This window comes from Acinetobacter calcoaceticus, from assembly GCF_900520355.1.
GTDB classification, from domain to species: domain Bacteria; phylum Pseudomonadota; class Gammaproteobacteria; order Pseudomonadales; family Moraxellaceae; genus Acinetobacter; species Acinetobacter calcoaceticus_C.
Window position 1 is genome coordinate 100,199 of record NZ_LS999521.1, and the last position, 20,450, is coordinate 120,648.

General features: G+C 38.9%; 19 protein-coding genes. 10 read left to right on the top strand and 9 right to left on the bottom strand.

The window, feature by feature from the left end; genetic code table 11:
* Nucleotides 1–7: 7 nt before the first annotated feature.
* Both ribBA and AC2117_RS00465 read right to left on the bottom strand, forming a co-directional pair.
* Nucleotides 8–1,129, bottom strand: a complete 1,122-nt coding sequence (gene ribBA / locus AC2117_RS00460) for a bifunctional 3,4-dihydroxy-2-butanone-4-phosphate synthase/GTP cyclohydrolase II (RefSeq protein WP_003654193.1) — start codon at nt 1,127–1,129, stop codon at nt 8–10.
* Between the two features lie 240 nt (nt 1,130–1,369).
* On the bottom strand, nt 1,370–2,677 hold the full coding sequence (locus AC2117_RS00465; RefSeq protein WP_133971151.1) for a hypothetical protein: 1,308 nt from the start codon (nt 2,675–2,677) through the stop codon (nt 1,370–1,372).
* Nucleotides 2,678–2,736: 59 nt separating this feature from the next.
* On the opposite strand from AC2117_RS00465, the gene serB reads away from it, so the two are divergent.
* From serB to AC2117_RS00485, 3 genes are all read left to right on the top strand, one after another.
* A complete protein-coding gene (gene serB, locus AC2117_RS00470; protein ID WP_042895863.1) occupies nt 2,737–3,960 on the top strand; it encodes a phosphoserine phosphatase SerB in 1,224 nt (407 codons plus the stop codon).
* A 409-nt stretch (nt 3,961–4,369) separates the two neighbouring features.
* On the top strand, nt 4,370–4,705 hold the full coding sequence (aciT, locus tag AC2117_RS00480) for a ciprofloxacin tolerance protein AciT (protein WP_042896020.1): 336 nt from the start codon (nt 4,370–4,372) through the stop codon (nt 4,703–4,705).
* 251 nt (nt 4,706–4,956) lie between these two features.
* Nucleotides 4,957–5,436, top strand: a complete 480-nt coding sequence (locus AC2117_RS00485; protein WP_003654185.1) for a hypothetical protein — start codon at nt 4,957–4,959, stop codon at nt 5,434–5,436.
* A 43-nt stretch (nt 5,437–5,479) separates the two neighbouring features.
* Here AC2117_RS00485 and dtd read toward each other — a convergent pair whose 3' ends face one another.
* Nucleotides 5,480–5,923, bottom strand: coding sequence for a D-aminoacyl-tRNA deacylase (dtd, locus tag AC2117_RS00490; protein WP_133971155.1), 444 nt, complete (start codon nt 5,921–5,923; stop codon nt 5,480–5,482).
* 168 nt (nt 5,924–6,091) lie between these two features.
* Here dtd and pncB point away from each other — a divergent pair, with 168 nt between their 5' ends.
* The 5 genes from pncB to AC2117_RS00515 all read left to right on the top strand — a co-directional run bounded on the left by pncB (nt 6,092) and on the right by AC2117_RS00515 (nt 11,350).
* A complete protein-coding gene (gene pncB / locus AC2117_RS00495) occupies nt 6,092–7,306 on the top strand; it encodes a nicotinate phosphoribosyltransferase (protein WP_133971157.1) in 1,215 nt (404 codons plus the stop codon).
* 147 nt (nt 7,307–7,453) lie between these two features.
* Nucleotides 7,454–8,302, top strand: a complete 849-nt coding sequence (locus AC2117_RS00500; RefSeq protein WP_133971159.1) for a sulfurtransferase — start codon at nt 7,454–7,456, stop codon at nt 8,300–8,302.
* Entirely contained in the window at nt 8,299–9,150 is an 852-nt protein-coding gene (gene asd / locus AC2117_RS00505; protein ID WP_133971161.1) for an archaetidylserine decarboxylase, read from the top strand. Before AC2117_RS00500 ends, asd begins: the two co-directional genes overlap by 4 nt.
* 430 nt (nt 9,151–9,580) lie before the next feature.
* Nucleotides 9,581–10,801, top strand: a complete 1,221-nt coding sequence (locus AC2117_RS00510) for an acetamidase/formamidase family protein (protein WP_133971163.1) — start codon at nt 9,581–9,583, stop codon at nt 10,799–10,801.
* A 129-nt stretch (nt 10,802–10,930) separates the two neighbouring features.
* Nucleotides 10,931–11,350, top strand: a complete 420-nt coding sequence (locus AC2117_RS00515; RefSeq protein WP_133971165.1) for a hypothetical protein — start codon at nt 10,931–10,933, stop codon at nt 11,348–11,350.
* Between the two features lie 73 nt (nt 11,351–11,423).
* On the opposite strand, the gene AC2117_RS00520 is transcribed toward AC2117_RS00515, so the two are convergent.
* On the bottom strand, nt 11,424–12,185 hold the full coding sequence (locus tag AC2117_RS00520; RefSeq protein WP_133971167.1) for an AcfC family putative adhesin: 762 nt from the start codon (nt 12,183–12,185) through the stop codon (nt 11,424–11,426).
* A gap of 242 nt (nt 12,186–12,427) precedes the next feature.
* Between AC2117_RS00520 and AC2117_RS00525 the strand changes: the two genes are divergently transcribed.
* Nucleotides 12,428–13,624: an alpha/beta fold hydrolase gene (locus AC2117_RS00525; protein ID WP_227549216.1), complete on the top strand. Its 1,197-nt coding sequence runs from the start codon at nt 12,428–12,430 to the stop codon at nt 13,622–13,624.
* A 66-nt stretch (nt 13,625–13,690) separates the two neighbouring features.
* On the opposite strand, the gene phoR is transcribed toward AC2117_RS00525, so the two are convergent.
* From phoR to AC2117_RS00540, 3 genes are all read right to left on the bottom strand, one after another.
* Nucleotides 13,691–15,049, bottom strand: coding sequence for a phosphate regulon sensor histidine kinase PhoR (gene phoR / locus AC2117_RS00530; RefSeq protein ID WP_042895849.1), 1,359 nt, complete (start codon nt 15,047–15,049; stop codon nt 13,691–13,693).
* Nucleotides 15,050–15,058: 9 nt separating this feature from the next.
* Nucleotides 15,059–15,769 (bottom strand): phosphate regulon transcriptional regulator PhoB, encoded by a 711-nt coding sequence (phoB, locus tag AC2117_RS00535; protein ID WP_042895848.1) that lies wholly within the window; start codon nt 15,767–15,769, stop codon nt 15,059–15,061.
* A 254-nt stretch (nt 15,770–16,023) separates the two neighbouring features.
* Nucleotides 16,024–16,695 (bottom strand): TetR/AcrR family transcriptional regulator, encoded by a 672-nt coding sequence (locus AC2117_RS00540; protein WP_042895847.1) that lies wholly within the window; start codon nt 16,693–16,695, stop codon nt 16,024–16,026.
* A 212-nt stretch (nt 16,696–16,907) separates the two neighbouring features.
* On the opposite strand from AC2117_RS00540, the gene AC2117_RS00545 reads away from it, so the two are divergent.
* Nucleotides 16,908–17,741: an SDR family NAD(P)-dependent oxidoreductase gene (locus AC2117_RS00545; protein WP_133971172.1), complete on the top strand. Its 834-nt coding sequence runs from the start codon at nt 16,908–16,910 to the stop codon at nt 17,739–17,741.
* 56 nt (nt 17,742–17,797) lie between these two features.
* Here the strand turns inward: AC2117_RS00545 and AC2117_RS00550 are convergent, their stop codons facing one another.
* Both AC2117_RS00550 and AC2117_RS00555 read right to left on the bottom strand, forming a co-directional pair.
* Nucleotides 17,798–19,165, bottom strand: coding sequence for an MATE family efflux transporter (locus AC2117_RS00550; RefSeq protein WP_197730960.1), 1,368 nt, complete (start codon nt 19,163–19,165; stop codon nt 17,798–17,800).
* A gap of 106 nt (nt 19,166–19,271) precedes the next feature.
* Nucleotides 19,272–20,426 carry a pyridoxal phosphate-dependent aminotransferase gene (locus AC2117_RS00555; protein WP_133971174.1) on the bottom strand — a complete coding sequence of 385 codons (1,155 nt, stop codon included), beginning with the start codon at nt 20,424–20,426 and terminating at the stop codon, nt 19,272–19,274.
* Between the last annotated feature and the right edge of the window lie 24 nt (nt 20,427–20,450).

Below are 20,450 nucleotides of genomic sequence, written 5' to 3' on the forward strand. Positions count from 1 at the left end.
ACCTCGATTATTTCGTTGTGATTTGATCAGCAGTGACATATTCCACTACTTCTAAATTAAAGCCAGATAAGGCATTGAAACGTAATGGTGAGCTAAGAAGCTTCATTTTTTCAACACCTAAGTCACGCAAAATTTGAGCGCCTACACCAATGGTTTGATATTGATGTGAAAGTGCTGCATTGGATTTCACCGGTTTTGGCTTATTTAAATCATCCAACGCTGGTCCCAAGTCTTGCAAATGATCTTGCCCGATCCAGACTAAAACACCGCGATCACTCGCTGCAATTGTCTGTAGTGCACGGTCTAAATTCCACGCAGGTTCACCATCAGCCTTATTTAGCTTAAGCAAATCACGAATTGGACTGAAACCATGTACACGTACTGTTGTAACACCTTCTTTTGGCTCGCCTTTGACTAAAGCCAAATGGATGTCCGGGTTACCAATCTCACGATAACGATAGAGTTCAAATGAACCATATTCTGTTTGAATGGTTTTTTGATCCAGGCGTTCAACCGTTTGCTCATTGGTCATGCGGTAGTGAATCAAGTCCGCAATTGTACCAATTTTTAAGCCATGCTTCTCGGCAAAAATTTCTAAATCTGCACGGCGTGCCATTGTGCCATCTTCATTGATGATTTCACAAATAACAGAAGCTGGTTCAAGACCCGCTAAGCGTGTTAAATCACAGCCCGCTTCGGTATGACCTGCACGATGTAGTACACCGCCTGGTTGTGCCATTAATGGGAAAATATGGCCTGGTTGTACAATATCACTTGGCTTTGCATGCGCTGCGACAGCAGCTTGAATTGTATGTGCACGCTCTGCTGCTGAAATACCAGTCGTAATACCTTCAGCGGCTTCGATTGATAAAGTAAAATTTGTACTATGCTGAGCACCATTTTGGTCAACCATCAATGGAAGGTTTAACTGCTTACAGCGCTCACGGCTTAACGTTAGGCAAACTAGACCACGTGCATGGGTAATCATGAAGTTAATATCTTCAGGACGAACATGCGTTGCTGCAATGACAAGATCACCTTCATTTTCGCGATCTTCGTCATCCATCAAGATAACCATTTTGCCTGCACGAATATCGGCGACAAGATCTTCAACACGACTCAGCGGCATTCGCTTTCACCTTTTTTTGTCGTAAGACAATTTCTATTTAATAAATTTTGCATAGTTTACGCTGTTTAGAGAATTTTGCCTATGATTCTGATTTATCCAAATTTGCTACTCTAAAGAATAGATCCAGCTTTATTTATACAAATAAATCATAAGAAAATGGAATAATTTAAAATAAAAACGATGAATTTAAATAAAAAAAACCTAGCCAAAAGGCTAGGTTCTGATGTGCACACTTACTTTTTATGAAGCTGCACTGCTTGGGCTATCATTTTGTGGGATTGATTTTTTTCCCATCAAAATCTCCGTCCGGATATTTTGAGCAAGTTCAGCACACTCTGCATTCATGCCATTAATCATAAAGGCATGACGAGTCATGACATTACTTGGGTTTGGCATTGCAACAAGTTGATAGCTGTCTTGAATTGCCTTGAGTTGATCATTCTCAAGATATAAAGCAGATTCTTTTGCATGGAGATGTTGTGCTAAACGTTGAGCAGCCTCTTGCGCATCAATTTGCATAGCTTCTACAGCATTACAAGTTGCACTACGAGTTTGCAAAGCAAAGCGTTTATCTTCGCGGTAACGTTTATATAAAACGTCAGAAAGCAACTGGAATACGGTTCCAACCATAAGCAGACACTCTACAGCGTGAGTATGCGAAGTTGAAATCGCAAGTGTAGCGCCTTCAGCATTAAATTCATTTACGACTTCAATGTCCGATAACTTTAATTGGTAATGCTTCACGCACAACTCGATACTCTTGTTTAAAAAAAGCTGACAGAGTTTAAAGTACGGGACCGATACCGATTGGTTAACACTGCTTAATAACTGTTTAGGATCATAAAACTGAATGTTAAGTGCCAACACATGTTGGTTATTAGAATCTGAAGTTTTCTCTGGTTGTGGGCGAACCGATGGTTTACCTTTCGCTTGCTGCTGAGCTTGGGCAACTAAAGTCACCGTATTTTGTTTTTCGATTGCAAGCGCCTGAGTTAACTGCTGAATTTCATGTTTTAAACGATTTTCTTCATTAATACGTGCCAAATATTCAGTACGGGTTGGACGAGCAATCGCGCGATAGGCAAGCCATAATAAAACATGCAAAAACAGAGAAGCTAAGATTGCCAGCCATTGAGTACGCAGAATTTCCCCAATACTTGGCTGAATAAGCGTAATTTCAATAGAGCCCACTTTCTTTTCATTTTGCAGCGCATCGCGAGCAAAAATCTCACCTTGGCGAGTTTTTGAAATTCCGCTTGTTGCCAGCACTTGTTTATTGGCATCAAGAATGCGAATAGACGCAACGCTTGGATTGGTCGCATAGCGATTGGCAATCAGAGCTAAAGATACCGTATTTGCCGGTTCTAGCTCGGATAAGCTGTCTGCAACGAGCTGACTGGTCATGAGCTGACCTTGACTCGCACGGTTTTCATTTAGCTGGTGTGTCGTTGCAATCACCAATAAAAAGGTATGCAATGCAAAACTAACGATCAGTAGGCTAGCAAATAGCCCTTGTCTAGGCGCAATCAAGTTAAACTTCCAAGGCAATTATATTGAAATTCGATTATGATTCTTACAATAGTTGTCACTCAGACTAGAGTCAATTCATGCGAGAAATCATTCTTATATCCTTTTTAGGACCAGACCAACCAAACCAGTTTACCCGATTAATGCAAGTACTATCCGTACATTCATTGCAAATACTGGATGTAGGTCAGGCTGTTATTCATAATCAACTTACATTGGGCATTGTGGTCGCGTCTGATAATGAAACTGCGACCGCATTGGCAATGAAAGAAATTCTGATTTTAGCACATGATATTGGCTTAACAGTGCGCTTTAAACCAATCACAGGCGCAGAATACGATCAATGGGTAAGTGAAGGCGGCCGTACTCGTTATATCGTCACGGCTTTAGCACCTGAACTTACTGCTGCACACTTACAAGCAGTTACACAAATTGTGTCTAGCCAAGGCTTTAACATTGAAACGGTAACCCGTTTATCAGGCCGTGTCGACTTTGAAAAGGATAGCGCATTCCCACGTCGTGCATGTGTACAGTTTGGTTTAAGTAGTGGTCCAACTTTAGACGCACAAGCCATGCGTGCAGCATGTTTACTTCTTTCAAGCGAATTAAACATTGATGTTGCTGTTCAAGAAGACAACGCTTATCGACGTAACCGTCGTTTAGTTTGTTTTGATATGGACTCAACATTAATTGAACAAGAAGTTATTGATGAGCTGGCGATTGAAGCAGGGGTGGGTGCACAAGTTGCTGAAATTACTGAAAGAGCGATGCAAGGTGAACTTGATTTTCAGCAAAGCTTCCGTGCTCGTGTTGCATTATTAAAAGGACTGGATGCTGCTGTTTTACCTAAAATTGCAGAGCGTTTAACTATTACAGAAGGTGCTGAACGTCTTATCTCGACCTTGAAAGCACTAGGTTATAAAACGGCAATTTTATCGGGTGGATTCCAATATTTTGCTGAATATCTACAAGGTAAACTTGGTATCGATGAAGTTCATGCCAACATTTTAGATGTACAAGATGGCTTTGTAACGGGTGAAGTTAAAGGTGCGATTGTTGATGGCGCCCGTAAAGCTGAGCTATTACGTGAACTTGCAAATAAAATGGATATTTCTTTAGAACAAGCCATGGCGGTAGGCGATGGTGCGAATGATTTGCCAATGCTTGCGATTGCAGGGCTTGGTGTGGCTTATCGTGCTAAACCTTTAGTTCGTCAAAATGCAAATCAGGCTATTTCAAGTGTCGGCTTGGATGGAGTGCTGTATTTACTTGGTATGCATGACAAAGATTTAAACCGTGCTTAATCTATAGGGCTAAGCTTTAAGCGCTACTTCAGAGTAGCGCTTTTTTTATGCAGAATAGTTATAAAATCAAGGATGTTATGCTCAAATCGTGCACAGAAAAAAGGCAATAAAAAAATCTGAAAAAAACTTATTTTGGGCCTTAAAAACAACATATTTTTTTGTAATGACACGCCAGAATTGATGCCATATAGGGAATCGAACTTTTTGAAATTTACAAAAATGTAATGACAAAAGAATGTTGCGACAAAGTATGTCGCATTAAGAAAAGACGGGTCTTTTTTTCTAAAAAAAAACATCCATAATGCATCCTAAGCTTCAATACAAATTATGAATTAAAGTTGTTTTTAGAATGAGGTCGGGTTTTTAAGACCGAATGTTTTTAGACGTTTTCATTAAGACGGAGGTTTCTATGGTAACAGCGAATTTTGCCGCTATCGCCGGATTCAGCTTGATCGCTGTCGCGCTTGTTGCTGTTTTCTTTTCTCCTTACCGTCGTTGGCTTGGTTTTATGCTTGCAGGGATGTTCTTTTGGGGGCTATTGGAAGTGGTCCGTTTTGGAGTTCAAGTCACTTTTGAAATGCCAGTCACATATAGTTATTTAACTGCACTAAGTCTAGCGATGGTAATAGTTACATTTATTTTGTTACGTGAGGATAAACAGGCACAAAAGGCTTTGGCAAATCGCCAATATATAGAACATACGCCAGTATATGAAGATGATCAGCAGCAATGTTCTAGCCGATAATTAAATTGTTATCTAACGGTAAAGAGGTATGCATAGCATGCCTCTTTTATTTACGAAACGTGATTTTTATTATACAAAGCATTTATTAAAAAATAGCCAGTTATGCTAGGATAGATGGGTCTGTTGACGTTTCATCTAGATTGCGTTGCCAGCTAAAAATTATCAGTTGATGCACAAAACACACGCAATGGTATGTCCTTGCTAAGTTTTGCTCTACAGTTTTCATAAAAATACAATAGGCGTGAATGTTCATGAAACTTTCTTCTATACCTGTAGTCAAATTACCTCTCGTTGATGTCAGTACAGACCCGTTAGATTTATTGGTAGCAGGTTTAGTGCTGCGTATGAAGCAATTGGCACGTACTAGCCCTAAGTTTATTGAATTGATTCATGACCGCGCATTTCGTATTCAGATCGGTACGGATTTAGGTGTTGCACGTCAGATCATTATTAATAATGGACAGATTGACACTGTTGCAGGCGCACCTGAAAAAGCTGATTTTATCTTGCAGTTTGCAGATAGCGAACAGGGCGTAAAAACTTTGATTAAAGGTGACCCAACAGCATTTATGACGGGTATGCAAAACGGCAGTATTAAAATGGAAGGCGACTTCAGCCTACTTGTTTGGTTTAACCAAGTGGCTAGACTCATTCCACCTAAGTTGCCAAAACCAGTTAAAGATAAAGTACGTCAGGCACGTGCTTTTATTAAAGAGAAAACTGGTCGTTAATCGCCAGATATAAAAAAACTCCCGTTCGGGAGTTTTTTTATATCTAAGCTTCGACTTCCAAATTAAACGTAACTGGACCATCGTTAATTAAATGTACTTTCATATCAGCTGCAAAAATACCGGTTTGAACTTTTTCAAATTGTGAATGTGTATATTCAACCAGCTGTTCATATAACGCTTTGGCATCCGCTGGTGACATGGCTGGACCAAAATCTGGACGTAAACCTTTTTGAGTTTGGGCCATCAGAGTAAATTGTGAAACAAGCAGGATTCCACCATTTGCTTGAGAGACATTCCAGCCCATTTTGCCCTGTTCGTCATCAAAGATACGATATTTCAAAATCTTATCAATAAGCTTTTGGCCAATTGCTAAAGTGTCATCTCGGCCGATACCTAAAAAAACCAGTAGTCCATGTTGGATTTCACCAGTCGTCTCACCGTCAACCACCACTTTGGCTTCAAGAACTCGTTGTATTAAAGCACGCATAGTTAAAGCAAATTTCTGCAATTAATTGAATTGGTTTAGTTTAGCAGAATTTAAATTAAATGATTTTTAAAAGGAAATTTCATGGAATTGCAACAATGGTCTAAAAGCCCGCAATTCATTTATAAAAATATGCTTTAATGCTAAGAAGCAAGCGAATAATCATTGACTATGTCTCCAATTATCCATTCTTTACTAGATACAGACTTGTACAAATTTACGATGTTACAAGTGGTTTTGCATAAATTTCCGCAAACCCATAGTGTCTATCATTTCCGCTGTAGAAATTTAGAAGATACTGTCTATCCACTAGTAGATATTTTGGATGACTTAAACGAGCAACTCGACCATTTATGTAATCTCAAATATAAAGAAGACGAGCTTCAATATTTGCGTAAATTACGCTTTATTAAAAGTGACTTTGTTGATTATTTAGAATTATTCCAACTGAAACGACGCTTTATTAAAGCCAGTATTGATGCCAAAGGCCGATTAGATATTCATATTGAAGGTCCAATGGTCCAAGCCATGATGTTTGAAATTTTTGTATTGGCAATTGTAAATGAACTTTATTTTAGCCGTATTAAAACCGACGATGTATGGGCTGAGGGGGAACGCCGTTTACAAGCAAAGCTTGAATTGATTCAGCAATATGAAAAAACTCAAAAACCGAATGACCCGCCATTTTTAGTCTCTGATTTTGGTACACGTCGCCGTTATAGCTTCGTTTGGCAAAAGCATGTTGTGGCAGCCTTTCATAAAACGGTGCCAAATGTATTCCGTGGTACAAGTAATGTCCTGCTTGCTAAAGAGCTAAACATTACGCCAATTGGAACCATGGCCCATGAGTTTTTACAGGCTTTTCAGGCGCTTGATGTCCGTCTGCGTGATTTCCAGAAAGCTGCTTTAGAAACGTGGGTACAAGAGTACCGTGGCGATTTAGGAATTGCCCTAACCGATGTTGTGGGCATGGATGCTTTTCTAAGAGATTTTGATCTGTATTTCGCCAAACTATTTGACGGCTTACGTCATGACAGTGGTGATCCCTATGAATGGGGCGATAAGGCCTATGCGCATTATCGTAAATTAAAAATTGACACCAAAACTAAAATGCTAACTTTTAGCGACGGTCTTAATTTGCCAAAAGCATGGGAATTGCACCAATATTTCAAAGATCGTTTTCAGGTAAGTTTCGGTATTGGGACTAATTTGACCAATGACATGGGACAAAAACCACTCAATATTGTGTTGAAACTGGTTGAGTGCAATGGACAGTCTGTTGCGAAAATTTCAGATAGTCCCGGTAAAACCATGACTGATAACGATACTTTCTTGGCTTATTTACGTCAGGTTTTTGAAATTGAAGAACTTGAAGAAGTCGTTTAAGTAAAAAGTGGGCTCGCTACTTTATATTTTTAAAAGTAAGAATGCTGATATCTGATTTTCTGCTAAAGAGTTGCAGAAAATCAGAGTTTGATAGATATATGCTTATGCTAATATGAAATTAAGCTGGTATAAAAAGAAACCATGACAATGACACTCCCTGATTTTAAACTCGATTTATTAATAGAAGCAGAAGAATTGGTACCTTATTTAGGCAATGAATATATTCGCATTGTAGATTTGAGCCGTGCTTCTGTTTATGAGCAACTCCATATCCCGCACGCAATTCACTTAAAGCCTAAATGGTTAGTGGCTCAACAAGAAGAAGCCACTGGCATTTTGCCAGATGAAGCTGGTTTACAAGCGCTTATTGAAAAATTGAATATTTCGCCAAATCATCATGTGGTGGTCTATGATGACGAAGGTGGAGCATGGGCTGGACGTTTAATCTGGAATTTGCATTGCTTAGGATTTACCCGCACCAGTTTAATTAATGGCGGTATTCATGCGTGGTTAGGGGCTGGACTGCCAACTACAACCGAAATTGAAAAACTTCCGAGAGTTGATGATTTAATCCAAATTGATTTATCGCATGCTGCTCAGTTTCGAGTGAACTACGAAGAACTACGAAAACAAGTCGAACAAGAAAATGTTCAATTGTGGGATTGCCGGACAAGTGATGAATATAGTGGTGTCCGTTTAGCAGCGCGACGCGGCGGTCACATTCCAAATGCCCTCCATTTTGAATGGAGTACTGCACTTAATCGTCAAAATCATCTAAAATTGCATCCGCTTGAACGCACGCGGCAGCGCCTTGAACAACTGGGGTTTGATTTAAAACAGCCTGTAGTTGTGTACTGCCAGTCACATCACCGTTCCGGTTTAGCCTATATTTTGGCTAGGCTCTTGGGCTGGGAAGCAAAAGCCTATGATGGTGCGTGGAGTGAATGGGGCAATCGCCTCGATAGTCCTATTATTACTGGAGAATCACCGTCGTGAGTTTCACATCTCGATTAAAAAAAGAATTATTTATTAAGGCGCAAAACCTTGTACCACAGCATCAATTGAGCCGTGTGGTAGGTAAAGTTGCTGCGAGCGAAAATCCAGTTGTGAAAACTGCTGTTATTCATGCATTTAAAACCAAATATGGGATTGATTTGTCGATTGCTGAACAAGGCAATGCACTGAAATATAAATCTTTTAATGAATTTTTTACTCGTGCTTTGAAAGAAGGTGTACGTCTGGTTGACGAAAATACAGACAGTATTGTATCACCTGCCGATGGTGCAATTTCTCAGATTGGTAAAATTACTGCGGGTGAAGTATTTCAAGCAAAAGGTCAAAGCTTCTCTGTAGAGAAATTAATTGGTGACCCACAACTTGCTCAACCGTTTCAAGACGGTGAGTTCGCGACAGTCTATTTATCTCCACGTGATTACCACCGTGTTCACATGCCATTTGCAGGTACATTAACTGAAACGTTATATGTACCGGGTGAGCTATTTTCAGTAAATCAGGTGACTGCTGAAAATGTACCGGGACTATTTGCTCGTAATGAACGCATGGTGTGTTTATTTGATACGGAACTTGGCCGTATGGCTGTTGTTTTAGTAGGTGCAATGATTGTTGCTGGTATTGAAACTGTAGCGACAGGTAAAGTGAAACCTTCAGGTCGTATCGAATTACAGCATCATCATTTGAAGCTGGAAAAAGGTGCCGAGCTTGGACGTTTTTATTTAGGTTCTACTGCCGTTATTTTATTTGAAAAAGATAAGATCGAGTGGGAACAACGTTTTAAAGCTGAGTCTGTTGTTGTGATGGGCGAGCGTATGGGGCATACAGTTTAGTAAGTTATATAAGCCTTATAAAACAAGTAAACCCTGAGTTTAATTATTCAGGGTTTATTTTTTTGATTTAAACTATATAAAAACACAATATACTATGTTGTTTGGAATTATATTATATAGAAATATAATTATTATTAAGTGATCTAAATTAGTACATTATATGAAGTAGGCCATTCATATGTGGTTAAAGTGAGTAAAAATATTAATATAATTAAAATTTTATAAATAAAAAGAGAAATAAATATTCAAGTTAGACTTAAGTCTTAATTTTTAATTTATTTAAAGATAAGTTATTAAATATAAAAAATTATTTAACTTTTAGAACAGCGAATAACTTTTTTTACATACTACACAAATACAGCTTTGGCACACTGCTTGCTAACTATTCAGGACCTTACTGTAATTTTCATATTTTTTAGGTTCTAAAATCATGTTAAAAGTTAAACGCCTGACAGCTTCGGTTTTATCTGTACTTTGTATTTCACTCAGCCATGCCAATGATTTTAAAGTTTTAAATCAAATTTCAAAACAGCCTACTCAACTTCAAACTGGCGAATATAAAGGCAATTATTACGTTCCATCTACTTTAAATACCATTACATGGGGCTATTTACCGAATCGGGATGCCAAACCCGTACTTACTGTTCCATCAGGTAGTGTTGTGACATTTGATACGGTTTCTCATGAAGGTTTGCTTGAAGACCAAGGACGTAATGCTGAAAAGTTCTTTAAATCGAAGGGCGTAAATTCTAATGAAATATTGGAAGATGCAAAAACAATTACACAGTCAAATTTAAAGCATGATTTTCATAAAGATGGACCACATATTGTGACTGGCCCTGTTGCAATTGAAGGTGCACAGCCCGGTGATATTTTGAAGGTTGAAGTACTTAAAGTTGAGCCACGTGTTCCTTATGGTGTTATTTCAAATCGGCATGGTAAGGGTGCTTTAGTCGGAGAATTTCCTAAAAAAGAAAAGCAAGAAAATGCATCAGCTGAGCATCCTGAACGTTATGGAAATGTATCGATTTTCACACCAATTGAAAAAAATGCTAAAGGTGAATACGAAGGTGTATTAAAAACAGAATCGGGTAAATCAATACGTTTTCCACTGTATCCTTTTATGGGAATTATGGGCGTAGCAGCAAATACTTCTGAACCTGTTCATTCTGTACCACCTGCAATGTATGGCGGAAATATTGATATTAATGAACTAGGTGCAGGTTCAACAGCCTATTATCCTGTTCAGGTCAAAGGCGCGTTATTTTATACGGGTGATAGTCATTTCGCGCAAGGGGATGGTGAAGTAGCATTAACTGCATTAGAAGCTTCAGCACGTGCGACGCTAAAATTTACCTTGCTCAAGGCGGGTAAAGATAAAATACCGGGTAAAGAGTTAACACAACCTTTAGCTGAAAATGCTGAGTTTTGGATTACGCCGGGACTTGATGAAGATCTGGATGAAGCAATGAAAAAATCTACACGAGAAGCTATTCGTTTCTTAAACCAAGAATACGGCATTGATGAAGCAATAGCGTATGCGTATTTAAGTGCCGCAACTGATTTTGAAGTTTCACAAGTTGTAGATAAAACAAAAGGTATTCATGCAAAAATCCGAAAAGCTGATTTTAAAGAGTTTGAGAGTAAATAATTAAGTGAACTAAGCTTGGTATTTAAAATATTAAATACCAAGTTAAATTCATTTCAACTATTAATAAGTTTTAAATATTTTATAATTGAGTATAATAAATATCGCACATATTTATTAGTATAAAATCTAATGCACTCACTTCCGAACGGTCTACTTTATATTGCTGCATTATTAACATTCTGTGCAGCATTACTTCATTTTGTTTGTGTGTTCTGGGGGGCAAATGGTTTTCGGTTTTTAGGAGCTGGAAAAAGTATTGTCCAAATGGTCGAAAGAGGGCATTGGTATCCTAATTTTACAGCTATAGCTGTCGGTTTAATCCTGACTGTATGTTCTATTTATGCCTTCCTTGCAGCAAAGGGAATACAGATATTACCTTTTACCAAACTTATTTTGTCGCTTGTCGCAGTTATATTTCTGATCCGTGGTTTTGCTTTTCCATTGTTAAAGTCAAAATTTGTCGGAAATAGTGATTTATTTTGGTATGTCAGTTCAGCCTTTTGTTTAATACTGGGTACTTTATATGCCGCAGGCGTATATTTAATTTGAAATGAATATATTTTAAGTTAAGTAGAATTAATCATTTTAAAAAATAAAAAGGGAGCTAGGCTCCCTTTTTTAACTATTTAGTCCAACCATATTTTTTGAAAATAGTATTGCCTTGCCGAGATGATAAAAACTCTACAAAACGTTTAGCTTCAGCATCTTTTAGACTATGTTTTGTTAATGCTACACCTGTATCGCGATAGACAACCAGCTCTGGTTCGATAGGTATAATTTGCCCAATGTTAGGGTTACTCACTCCCCAAATATTAAAGACTACCCAAGCATCGTAGCTACTATTTTCTTCCCAGTTTTTCTTAGCAATACCTGTATTTGCTGCATACATTGCAATATTTTTTCGAAAGGATTTGGTTAATTGAATATTTCCCGTTCTACCAGCAATATCCTCCCACATACCGACTTGACCTGCACCATGCGTAACTAAAACTTTAATGTTGGGTTTAGCTAGGTCTTTAAATCCTTTAATCTTTTTAGGGTTTCCTTTGCGCACTAAAATGGCTGAGGGACGTAAATATAAAGGTTCGACCGAGTCTTTTATAATTTGTTCAGAAAAAGCATTTTCGAAATCAGACATCATGGCCTCGGAACCACTATATATAACATCGGCATCTAATTTAGCTTGGTCAGACCATTGAGAAGTAGGACCAGATGTCACGTTGACTGCTATTCCAGTTTTACTGGTGAATTGCTTAGCTGCTTCTTTCATTGCAGGTGCTGGCCCACCAGGACCATATACTTGTATGTCTGCAAAACTATAGATTGGTAGAGAACTGAGAGTAAGGTAAAGCAGGTACTGTATAAATTTATATTGTTTTGACATTTTAATCGCTATAGTAATTAAGAAAATATCAGCATATATTTTTTATTATTTAAATGGGTTTAATTTTTGCAAAGATATTTGTAATGTATTTTTTAAAATATATTTTAATTAAATTTTAAATAGTTATATGTAAATGTAATTTATTTTGAGTTGAATATGAATGTGGTTTATTTTATGGTAGTTTATATTTTATAAATTGATTATTTAAAAATATATAGTGTAAATAATAGAGGAGTAATCCCTTGATTAGAAAAAGTAATTTTCTTTTTAAAATTTTATTTAGCAGTGCTTGTTTGGTGTCTGGATCTGCTATGGCTGCTCCAATTACAGATTTGAATAAGCAAATTGTGAGCGAAAAACCGGGTTCAATATTGTCTCTAGAACAGCAAGATGTGACGGATTTATTTCCTCATGCAGATCAGCGCTTGTTGGTAAATTATCGTAGTCGAGGTATTCAGGGCGAACCTATTGTTGCATCGGCTTTTATTTTATTACCGAAAGGAACACCACCAAAAAAAGGCTGGCCGATACTTGCTTGGGCACATGGCACGACTGGAGTTGCTGATACCTGCGCGCCTTCTGGTGATTATGTTGATGGGCCAGTTCATTCATATCAAGAAGTTGCTTCCAAAGCTTTAGATGGTTGGCTTGCACGTGGCTACGCAGTTGTTGCACCTGATTATCAAGGTTTAGGTACATTAGGCGCGCATCCCTATATGAATGCAAAGAGCCAACTGCATACGATGGTTGATGCAGTGCGTGCATTACATTTGCTTAAGCCCAAAAGTTTTAATAAACAGTGGTTAGTAATGGGACACAGTCAAGGCGGGGCTGCGGCAATTGCAGTATCTGCCTATGGTCAAAAAGATGCGCCCGAACTCGATTTGAAAGGCGCGATAGCCCTTGCACCAGGTGGCTATCAATATGAAGGTATTGCAGAATATGTGCAGAGTCATCCAAACCCAGAACCTAGCGTGGCTGCTTTCTTCCCGATTGTGCTATTAGGAGCACAAGCAGCAGAGCCAAGTATTGTTCCTGAAAATTTAGTCAGTCCAGAAATGAACGCGGTGCTCACTCAAGCGCGCAGCCGCTGTTTATCTGAACTTCAATCTGATTTAAAGAAATCTCCTTCTAGCATATTTCGACCTAACGCTGATTTAAAACCTCTCTTGGCTTATCTAAAACAACAGTCCATTGAAAATATGGTGCCTACCGTACCATTAATGATTGTTCAGGGTTCTAAAGATCATTTAGTTGATCCTAGAGGGACATCTGCCTATTACCAGCAGTTATGTAAATTAAAAAAACCAGCCATCTATCAAACGATTGATGGCGGAGATCATCGTGATGCATTGCGTCAGAGTAATACTTTTGCCACTAACTTTTTAAATGTAATAGAGAAAAATCAAAGTAATTCGTATTGCTCGACTTCTAGGTAAATGGTTTTAAATGCTACAAAAAAGCCGACTTTTCATGAGTCGGCTTTTATATTTGAAGGGGGGATTTTAGGTCATGTTATAGAGTCTTTCTTTAGGGAAAACTGCTGTAAAAGTGGAACCTTCATTTTCTTTAGATTGCACATCTAAATAAGCGCCATGCTGCATCAATACGTGTTTTACAATCGCTAAACCTAAACCTGTACCACCTGTTTGGCGACTACGGTCACTGTCTACGCGATAGAAGCGTTCAGTCAGGCGTGGTAAATGTTTTGGATTAATTCCAATGCCTGTGTCTTGTACACTAAAGTAAGCATGTTCACCGTCGTCATGCCAGCCAATCGTAATGGTTCCGCCTTTTGGGGTGTATTTGATGGCGTTAGTAATTAAGTTACTAAACGCACTGGCGATTTCCATGTCAGAACCAATCAGGTCACAATGGCTATCAATATGTAAATTCAGCGTATGGCCATAATCGGCATTGTAGGCCTGAGCATCATCAAAGAGTTGATTCATTAAACTCGGCATTTCAATAATCTGATTTTTTGCAATTTTCTTATTATTTTCTAAATTCGATAACAGCAGTAAATCATTCACTAAAGCATTCATGCGCTTGGTTTGTGACTGCATCTGGTCAAATGCACGTTTCCAGCGTGGACTAATATCTTCCTGATCGGTAAAAGTCTCGATATAACCGCTGAGTACGGTTAATGGCGTACGAAGTTCATGCGAAATATTATCTACAAAGTCTTTACGCATCTGTTCAAGGTTGTGCATACGCGTAACGTCATAAGCCACCAGTAAACGACTTTCTCCACCAAATCGTGTGAGCTTAACCTGTACATATCGGTCATCATCAAAGTTGGAATGGAGTTTGATACCGTCGGGGGCCTGGTCAATATTGTTAAAATATTCAATAAAACTAGGCTGGCGTAAAATCGTTAATAAATTTCGGCCACGATCAAGAGGACTAATGCCTAATAAGCGTTCAGCAGCAGGGTTCCACCATTCAATTTGATGTTGGTCATCAATCAGAACAACCGCTTCAGCAAGTGCAACTAACGAGGATTGAGCTCGGTCAATTAAACCGACCATTTCGGCCTGAACAATTCGTTCCTGACGCTGAGCACGGTAAACATTAAACAATAATGCCCCCCAAATCCCATTAAGATTTGGAGGTACGTCATAAGGCTTATTTGCAATCCAGTCATTGACCAGATATAAAGAACGCAACTGGAGTGTAAAAAAACCCACAAAAGCGATAAAAATACAGCTCCAGAAATACCCAAGGCCTAAACCGACTAAACCGGCAATAATTAGAAAAAATAATAAAAGCCGTAAATCTTGTTTGGCAAACGTCCATAAACTACTGTAACGGGAAAGCTTTTGTTCACGTACCTGTTCAGGGACGGGGTAGGGTTCATACATAAATCTTGGTTAACCTGCGGCTAAATCTGCACGTGTTGAGAAGCGGTAGCCAGTTCCGCGCACTGTCTGAACAAATCGGTCAACACCAAAAGGTTCTAAAACTTTACGCAAACGACGGATGTGCACATCGATAGTTCGATCTTCGATATATACATTACCGCCCCATACCTGATCGAGCAACTGGGCACGTGTATATGCTCGCTCTGGATGGGTCATAAAAAACGCAAGTAAGCGATATTCAGTTGGACCCATTTCTAAAATACTGTTGCCGAAGCTTACGCGTTGGCTTACAGGATCAAGAATTAAACCATTGGCGTCAATCATTTTTTCGCCACTTAATGCATTTGCACGACGTAAGACTGCTTTAATACGTGAAACCAGTTCACGTGTTGAGAAAGGCTTCGTCATGTAATCATCTGCGCCAGCGTCAAGACCTTGTACTTTATGGTCTTCTTCTCCGCGAGCGGTGAGCATAATTACTGGAATTTCTGCTAAGTTCTCATCTCGTTTTAAGCGGCGACATAAATCGACACCACTTACGCCTCCAGGTAACATCCAATCGAGCAAGATAAGCGCCGGACGTTGGTCGACGATAATTTGATGAGCTTGTTTGGCATCTTCCGCCTGTAAACACTGAAAGCCTGCCATGTCCAAAGATGTATGGATCATTTCGCGAATAGGAAGCTCATCATCGACAATTAAAATATAGTCATCTTTCACAGCGCAATATCCTATAGATTTAACGGTGAACCGTTTTGTAGTTATGACAGGCTTATTACAAAGATTAATTATGACAATTTCATTGCAGAAAAGTCTATAAAATTAAAATTAGCAATAATTTGTGACAAAAGTAAGGCAAAGATGTGACCATATGATGACATGAAAGATTAAATATTATTAAAAACATTCAATAAGTTAATGCCTTAAAAGCTTAAATAGTTTTGCACATTTTAGAGTGTCAAAAAACTTTCATATTATTTTGAAACCTTGGCCAATAAAGATAAGAATACAATGCGGCATGCGGTTAAAACCTGTTCAAGAGACTGCTCAAACCCTCCCATGACCCATCGAATTGCAATTTGAGTGACATATCCATTTAAGCCAGTGGCGATTAAAGAGAGCTCATTTTCGTTGTGTTGGATTTGTGGCATGGTGAGCATGACAAAAGCCTGAATCATGCGATCAAACTGTGCAAGTGTTTCTTGAATGGTTGCCTGATTATGTAATTCTTGTACCAAAACTGCGTCAACATAGACAATGCGGGCTAACCGTGGGTCATTTTTTAATGTAGTCAGCAGTGCTCGTAAACCAGCATCTACCATTTTTTCTGGATCTGGTGTCGCTTTAATTACGGCTTGCATTAAGTTTTGCTGCAATTCTTCAATCATTTTTAAAAAAATCGTTTGGAATAAATCCTCACTTTTTTTAAATGATTCATAAAAATAACGTTCAGTCAGTTTTGCCTCTTGGCAGACATCTTTGACAGTAACTGAAAAAAAACCAAGTGTTCCATAGGTGGCAATACCGGCTTCAATCAATTTTTCTCGGCGTGCCTCTTTACGTTCTGAAAGAGATAACCCTTTGAACTGACGTTCTTTACTCACACTTTTGGTTTTCTTTTTACTGGTTGAGTCGTTTGTCGCCATAAATAAAACGTATCCTAAAGAAGGGCTTCCTAATTTATCAGTTTTTACCAAATATGCTCACTATGATAAAGCTCTCAGCAGAATTGTGCCATTCTATCTGAAATTACAGTGTACTATATTGACAATGGATATTGTCAAAATTATATTGAAGATGTCTGAATTGCACATGCAATGAACCGGTTGTGCAAATATCGAAAAACAAAGGATGGACAATGAAAAATTTTAAAAACAAAGTCGCTGCAATTACGGGCGCAGGTTCTGGCATTGGGCAACAACTCGCAATTCTTTTGGCACAACAGGGCTGCCATCTTTCGTTGAGTGATATTAATGAACAAGGGCTACAAAAAACTGTCGAGCTTTTAAAGCCGTACAACGATATTACCGTTAGCATAAAAAAGCTTGATGTTTCTGATCGTGAATCAGTAAAGCAGTGGGCTCAAGAAACTGTGCAAGATCATGGTTGTGTTAACCTGATTTTTAACAATGCTGGGGTGGCTTTAGGCTCAACTGTTGAAGGTGCAACTTACGAAGATTTAGAGTGGATCGTTGGAATTAACTTCTGGGGCGTGGTTTACGGAACTAAAGAATTCTTGCCGTTTATTAAGCAAACTCAAGATGGCCATATTATTAATATCTCAAGCTTGTTTGGTTTAACTGCTCAACCGACACAATCTGGCTATAACGCAACTAAATTTGCGGTGCGTGGTTTTACCGAATCACTCCGCCAAGAGTTAGATATTGAAAAAAGTGGTGTAAGTTCTTTGTGTGTGCACCCAGGGGGAATTCGGACCAACATTGCTAAGGCTGCAAAAATGAGTGATAGCCTGAGTACTTTAGGTATGGACCCTGCTAAATCGATTCAAAATTTTGACAAGTTACTGCGTACTCCACCCGAAGAGGCAGCACGTCAGATTTTAGAAGCGGTATTGAAAAATAAACGCCGTTTACTCATCGGTAGTGATGCAAAACTTCTTGATGTATTCCAGCGCTTATTCCCAACTGGATATCAACGCGCTTCTACCATTGTGACCAAATGGATGAAGTAATTTTAAATTAAAAAAAGCCATCAATTGATGGCTTTTTTTATAAGAATTGATTGGTTCTAAATAAGAACTTTAATCTTCTTTTTCTTCCAGATAAATTGGTAGTACAGTCCTTGAATAATACATAAACTGACAAATGCCAAGGCGTAGGCAAACCAGATACCTTTAAGTCCCCACATTGAGCTAAACCAATAAGCACATGGAATTTCAATAAATAAAATAGCAGAAATATTAATGAGCATCGGGACAGTCACAGTGCCACTTGCACGCATGATTGATGCAAAAATGGCACCTGCACCAAAAAATAAAATTGCCCAAAGCACAATAAATAAAAGTTGTTGGCCTAATACCACGACAGTTGGGTCGGTAATGAACAGAGCCATGAGGTATTTTGAAAATAGATAGCCCAGTACGATTAAAGCACCCGTAAATAAAAAGTTCATGCCTAAGGCAGTACGGGTCACACGAGATAACAAATCAGGTTTACCCGCGCCAATTGCCTGTGCTGCAAAAATTGAAGCTGCAATTGAAATAGAGATAGCAGGGAACTGAATGTAATTGAGTACCTGATTTACTGCGCCATAGGCTGCTGTAGCATGAGATCCATAGTGGTTGACCAAACCAACAATAACTAAGCCTGCCATAGAGGTGGTAATCATTTGAATGCCGGTTGGAACACCTAAGCGTAAAATGATTTTACTCAGTTCTGAATTATGACGGATATGTTGCAGAAGCTGACGATTCGGTCTAAGCGGATGCTTTTTCTTGTTCAGATAAATCGCAAGAAAAATTAATATTGCGATATAACTAATAATTGATGCTATGGCAGGTGCAATAATCCCTAGAGCAGGGAAGCCAAAATAACCTTTAAGTAGGATTGGTGTAATAATTACGCCGATGATACTGGTTAAGGCAAGAGCCAGCAAAGGCGTGGTACTGTCACCTACACCACGTAAAATTGAAGTGTAAATAATATAAACAAACAGAAGCGGGCTGCCCGCTAGCATCCATTGAACATAAGGCAAAGCGAGGTGCATGACCTTTGGATCTGTGCCTAATAACTCTAAAATATCATGGGCAAAAAACACACCGATAATCGCGGTAATTACCCCACCAATCAGTGTCATAAACAGGGTAGAACCGACCACACTTTGGACTTTCTCTATATTTTGCGCGCCCCATGCTTGCCCTACTAAAACAGTCGTACCCGTTGAAATCCCGATAATAAAAGCGAGGAGCAAGAATAAAATAGGGAAATATACAGAAACTGCTGCAATTGCATCTACTCCCATCATTTGGCCAACGAAGATGGTGTTAATGGTTCCCGACAAGTTCTGCAAAATATTGGTTGCGATCAGCGGCAACAAGAAAACAAAAAATGTTTTCCATAGATTTTGCTGATGAATTAATGACTGTCTTGGTGGCATGTGTTCTCCATCGCCCATCTCTTTGATGAGCGGGGCAGATATCCAACTTAGCATAGTTGGAGCAAATGGCTTGTAGTGTTTTTACTATGCTAAGTGACTAAATTTATTAACATTGATTCAAAATTTCTCCAGCTTTTTGCAGAGTCTCATCATTTTTAGCAAAGCAGAAACGAATTAGGCGTAAGGACTCTGGCGCGTGCTGATAGAAAACTGAAACAGGAATAGCCACAATTTTGTGTTGTTCGGCTAGAAACTGGCACATTTCAACATCGTTCAGGTCAGGCCGAATTTGGCTGTAATCGAGATTTTGAAAATAAGTGCCTTGAGAAGGCTTAAGCAAGAAACGACTATTATGGATCGCCTGATTAAAACGATCTCGTTTAGTCTGGTAAAACTGCGAAAGCTCTTGAATATGTTCTGGATGTTGCTCCATATATTGCGCTAGAGCAATCTGACAAGGTGTAGTGCCACAGAAGTTCGCATATTGATAAATTTGACGGAATAACCGCATTAACTCAGGTGAGGCGACGCAATAACCTGTTTTCCAACCCGTCACATGAAAGGTTTTTCCAAAAGAACCAATCACAAGACTACGCTCTCTGAGCTCTGGAAAATGCAATGCACTAAAGTGTTGTTGTCCATCAAAAACTAAATGTTCATAGACTTCATCGGATAAAATCACAATGTTTTTATCTTGAATCAGTTCAATAAGTTCTAACCAGTCTTGTTTATCCCAGATTGTCCCTGTCGGATTATGGGGAGTATTCACCACAATCATACGAGTTTTGTCATTAATCAAATCTTTAACGTGTTGCCAGTTCACCTTAAAGTCTGGAGCTTCAAGCGCAATATGAATCGCTTTACCACCTGCTAACTGAACAGAAGGGCCATAGCTGTCATAACTTGGGTCAAAAATAATGACTTCATCGCCCGCATTGATGCATGCTTGTATTGCACAAAAAATTGCAATGGTTGCGCCAGGAGTAATGGTAATTTGCGTTACAGGATCAAGTTGAAGTTGGTCGCGTTGCTGAAATTGTAAAGCAAGCTGTTCACGTAAAGCGAGAATACCATCACCAGGTGGATATTGGTTATGTCCAGCTAAAGTTGCCTGAGCTAAAGCTTCCAGCAGGGCAGGCGGTGCTGGAAAATCTGGAAAGCCCTGCGACAGGTTGAGTGCACCTAGTCGCTGTGCCATTGCCGTCATGGTACTGAAAATAGTAACGCCTTGCGTGGCCAATTTTGACTGAAGCTGTAGCATATTGTTCTCTTATTAAAAATATTT

What these genes read in the sequence shown, in the direction of transcription:
- ribBA (WP_003654193.1), bottom strand. Translation starts at nt 1,129, where the DNA reads ATGCCGCTGAGTCGTGTTGAAGATCTTGTCGCCGATATTCGTGCAGGC.
- serB (WP_042895863.1), top strand. Translation starts at nt 2,737, where the DNA reads ATGCGAGAAATCATTCTTATATCCTTTTTAGGACCAGACCAACCAAAC.
- aciT (WP_042896020.1), top strand. Translation starts at nt 4,370, where the DNA reads ATGGTAACAGCGAATTTTGCCGCTATCGCCGGATTCAGCTTGATCGCT.
- AC2117_RS00485 (WP_003654185.1), top strand. Translation starts at nt 4,957, where the DNA reads ATGAAACTTTCTTCTATACCTGTAGTCAAATTACCTCTCGTTGATGTC.
- dtd (WP_133971155.1), bottom strand. Translation starts at nt 5,923, where the DNA reads ATGCGTGCTTTAATACAACGAGTTCTTGAAGCCAAAGTGGTGGTTGAC.
- pncB (WP_133971157.1), top strand. Translation starts at nt 6,092, where the DNA reads ATGTCTCCAATTATCCATTCTTTACTAGATACAGACTTGTACAAATTT.
- AC2117_RS00500 (WP_133971159.1), top strand. Translation starts at nt 7,454, where the DNA reads ATGACACTCCCTGATTTTAAACTCGATTTATTAATAGAAGCAGAAGAA.
- AC2117_RS00510 (WP_133971163.1), top strand. Translation starts at nt 9,581, where the DNA reads ATGTTAAAAGTTAAACGCCTGACAGCTTCGGTTTTATCTGTACTTTGT.
- AC2117_RS00515 (WP_133971165.1), top strand. Translation starts at nt 10,931, where the DNA reads ATGCACTCACTTCCGAACGGTCTACTTTATATTGCTGCATTATTAACA.
- AC2117_RS00520 (WP_133971167.1), bottom strand. Translation starts at nt 12,185, where the DNA reads ATGTCAAAACAATATAAATTTATACAGTACCTGCTTTACCTTACTCTC.
- phoR (WP_042895849.1), bottom strand. Translation starts at nt 15,049, where the DNA reads ATGTATGAACCCTACCCCGTCCCTGAACAGGTACGTGAACAAAAGCTT.
- AC2117_RS00540 (WP_042895847.1), bottom strand. Translation starts at nt 16,695, where the DNA reads ATGGCGACAAACGACTCAACCAGTAAAAAGAAAACCAAAAGTGTGAGT.
- AC2117_RS00545 (WP_133971172.1), top strand. Translation starts at nt 16,908, where the DNA reads ATGAAAAATTTTAAAAACAAAGTCGCTGCAATTACGGGCGCAGGTTCT.
- AC2117_RS00550 (WP_197730960.1), bottom strand. Translation starts at nt 19,165, where the DNA reads ATGCCACCAAGACAGTCATTAATTCATCAGCAAAATCTATGGAAAACA.
- AC2117_RS00555 (WP_133971174.1), bottom strand. Translation starts at nt 20,426, where the DNA reads ATGCTACAGCTTCAGTCAAAATTGGCCACGCAAGGCGTTACTATTTTC.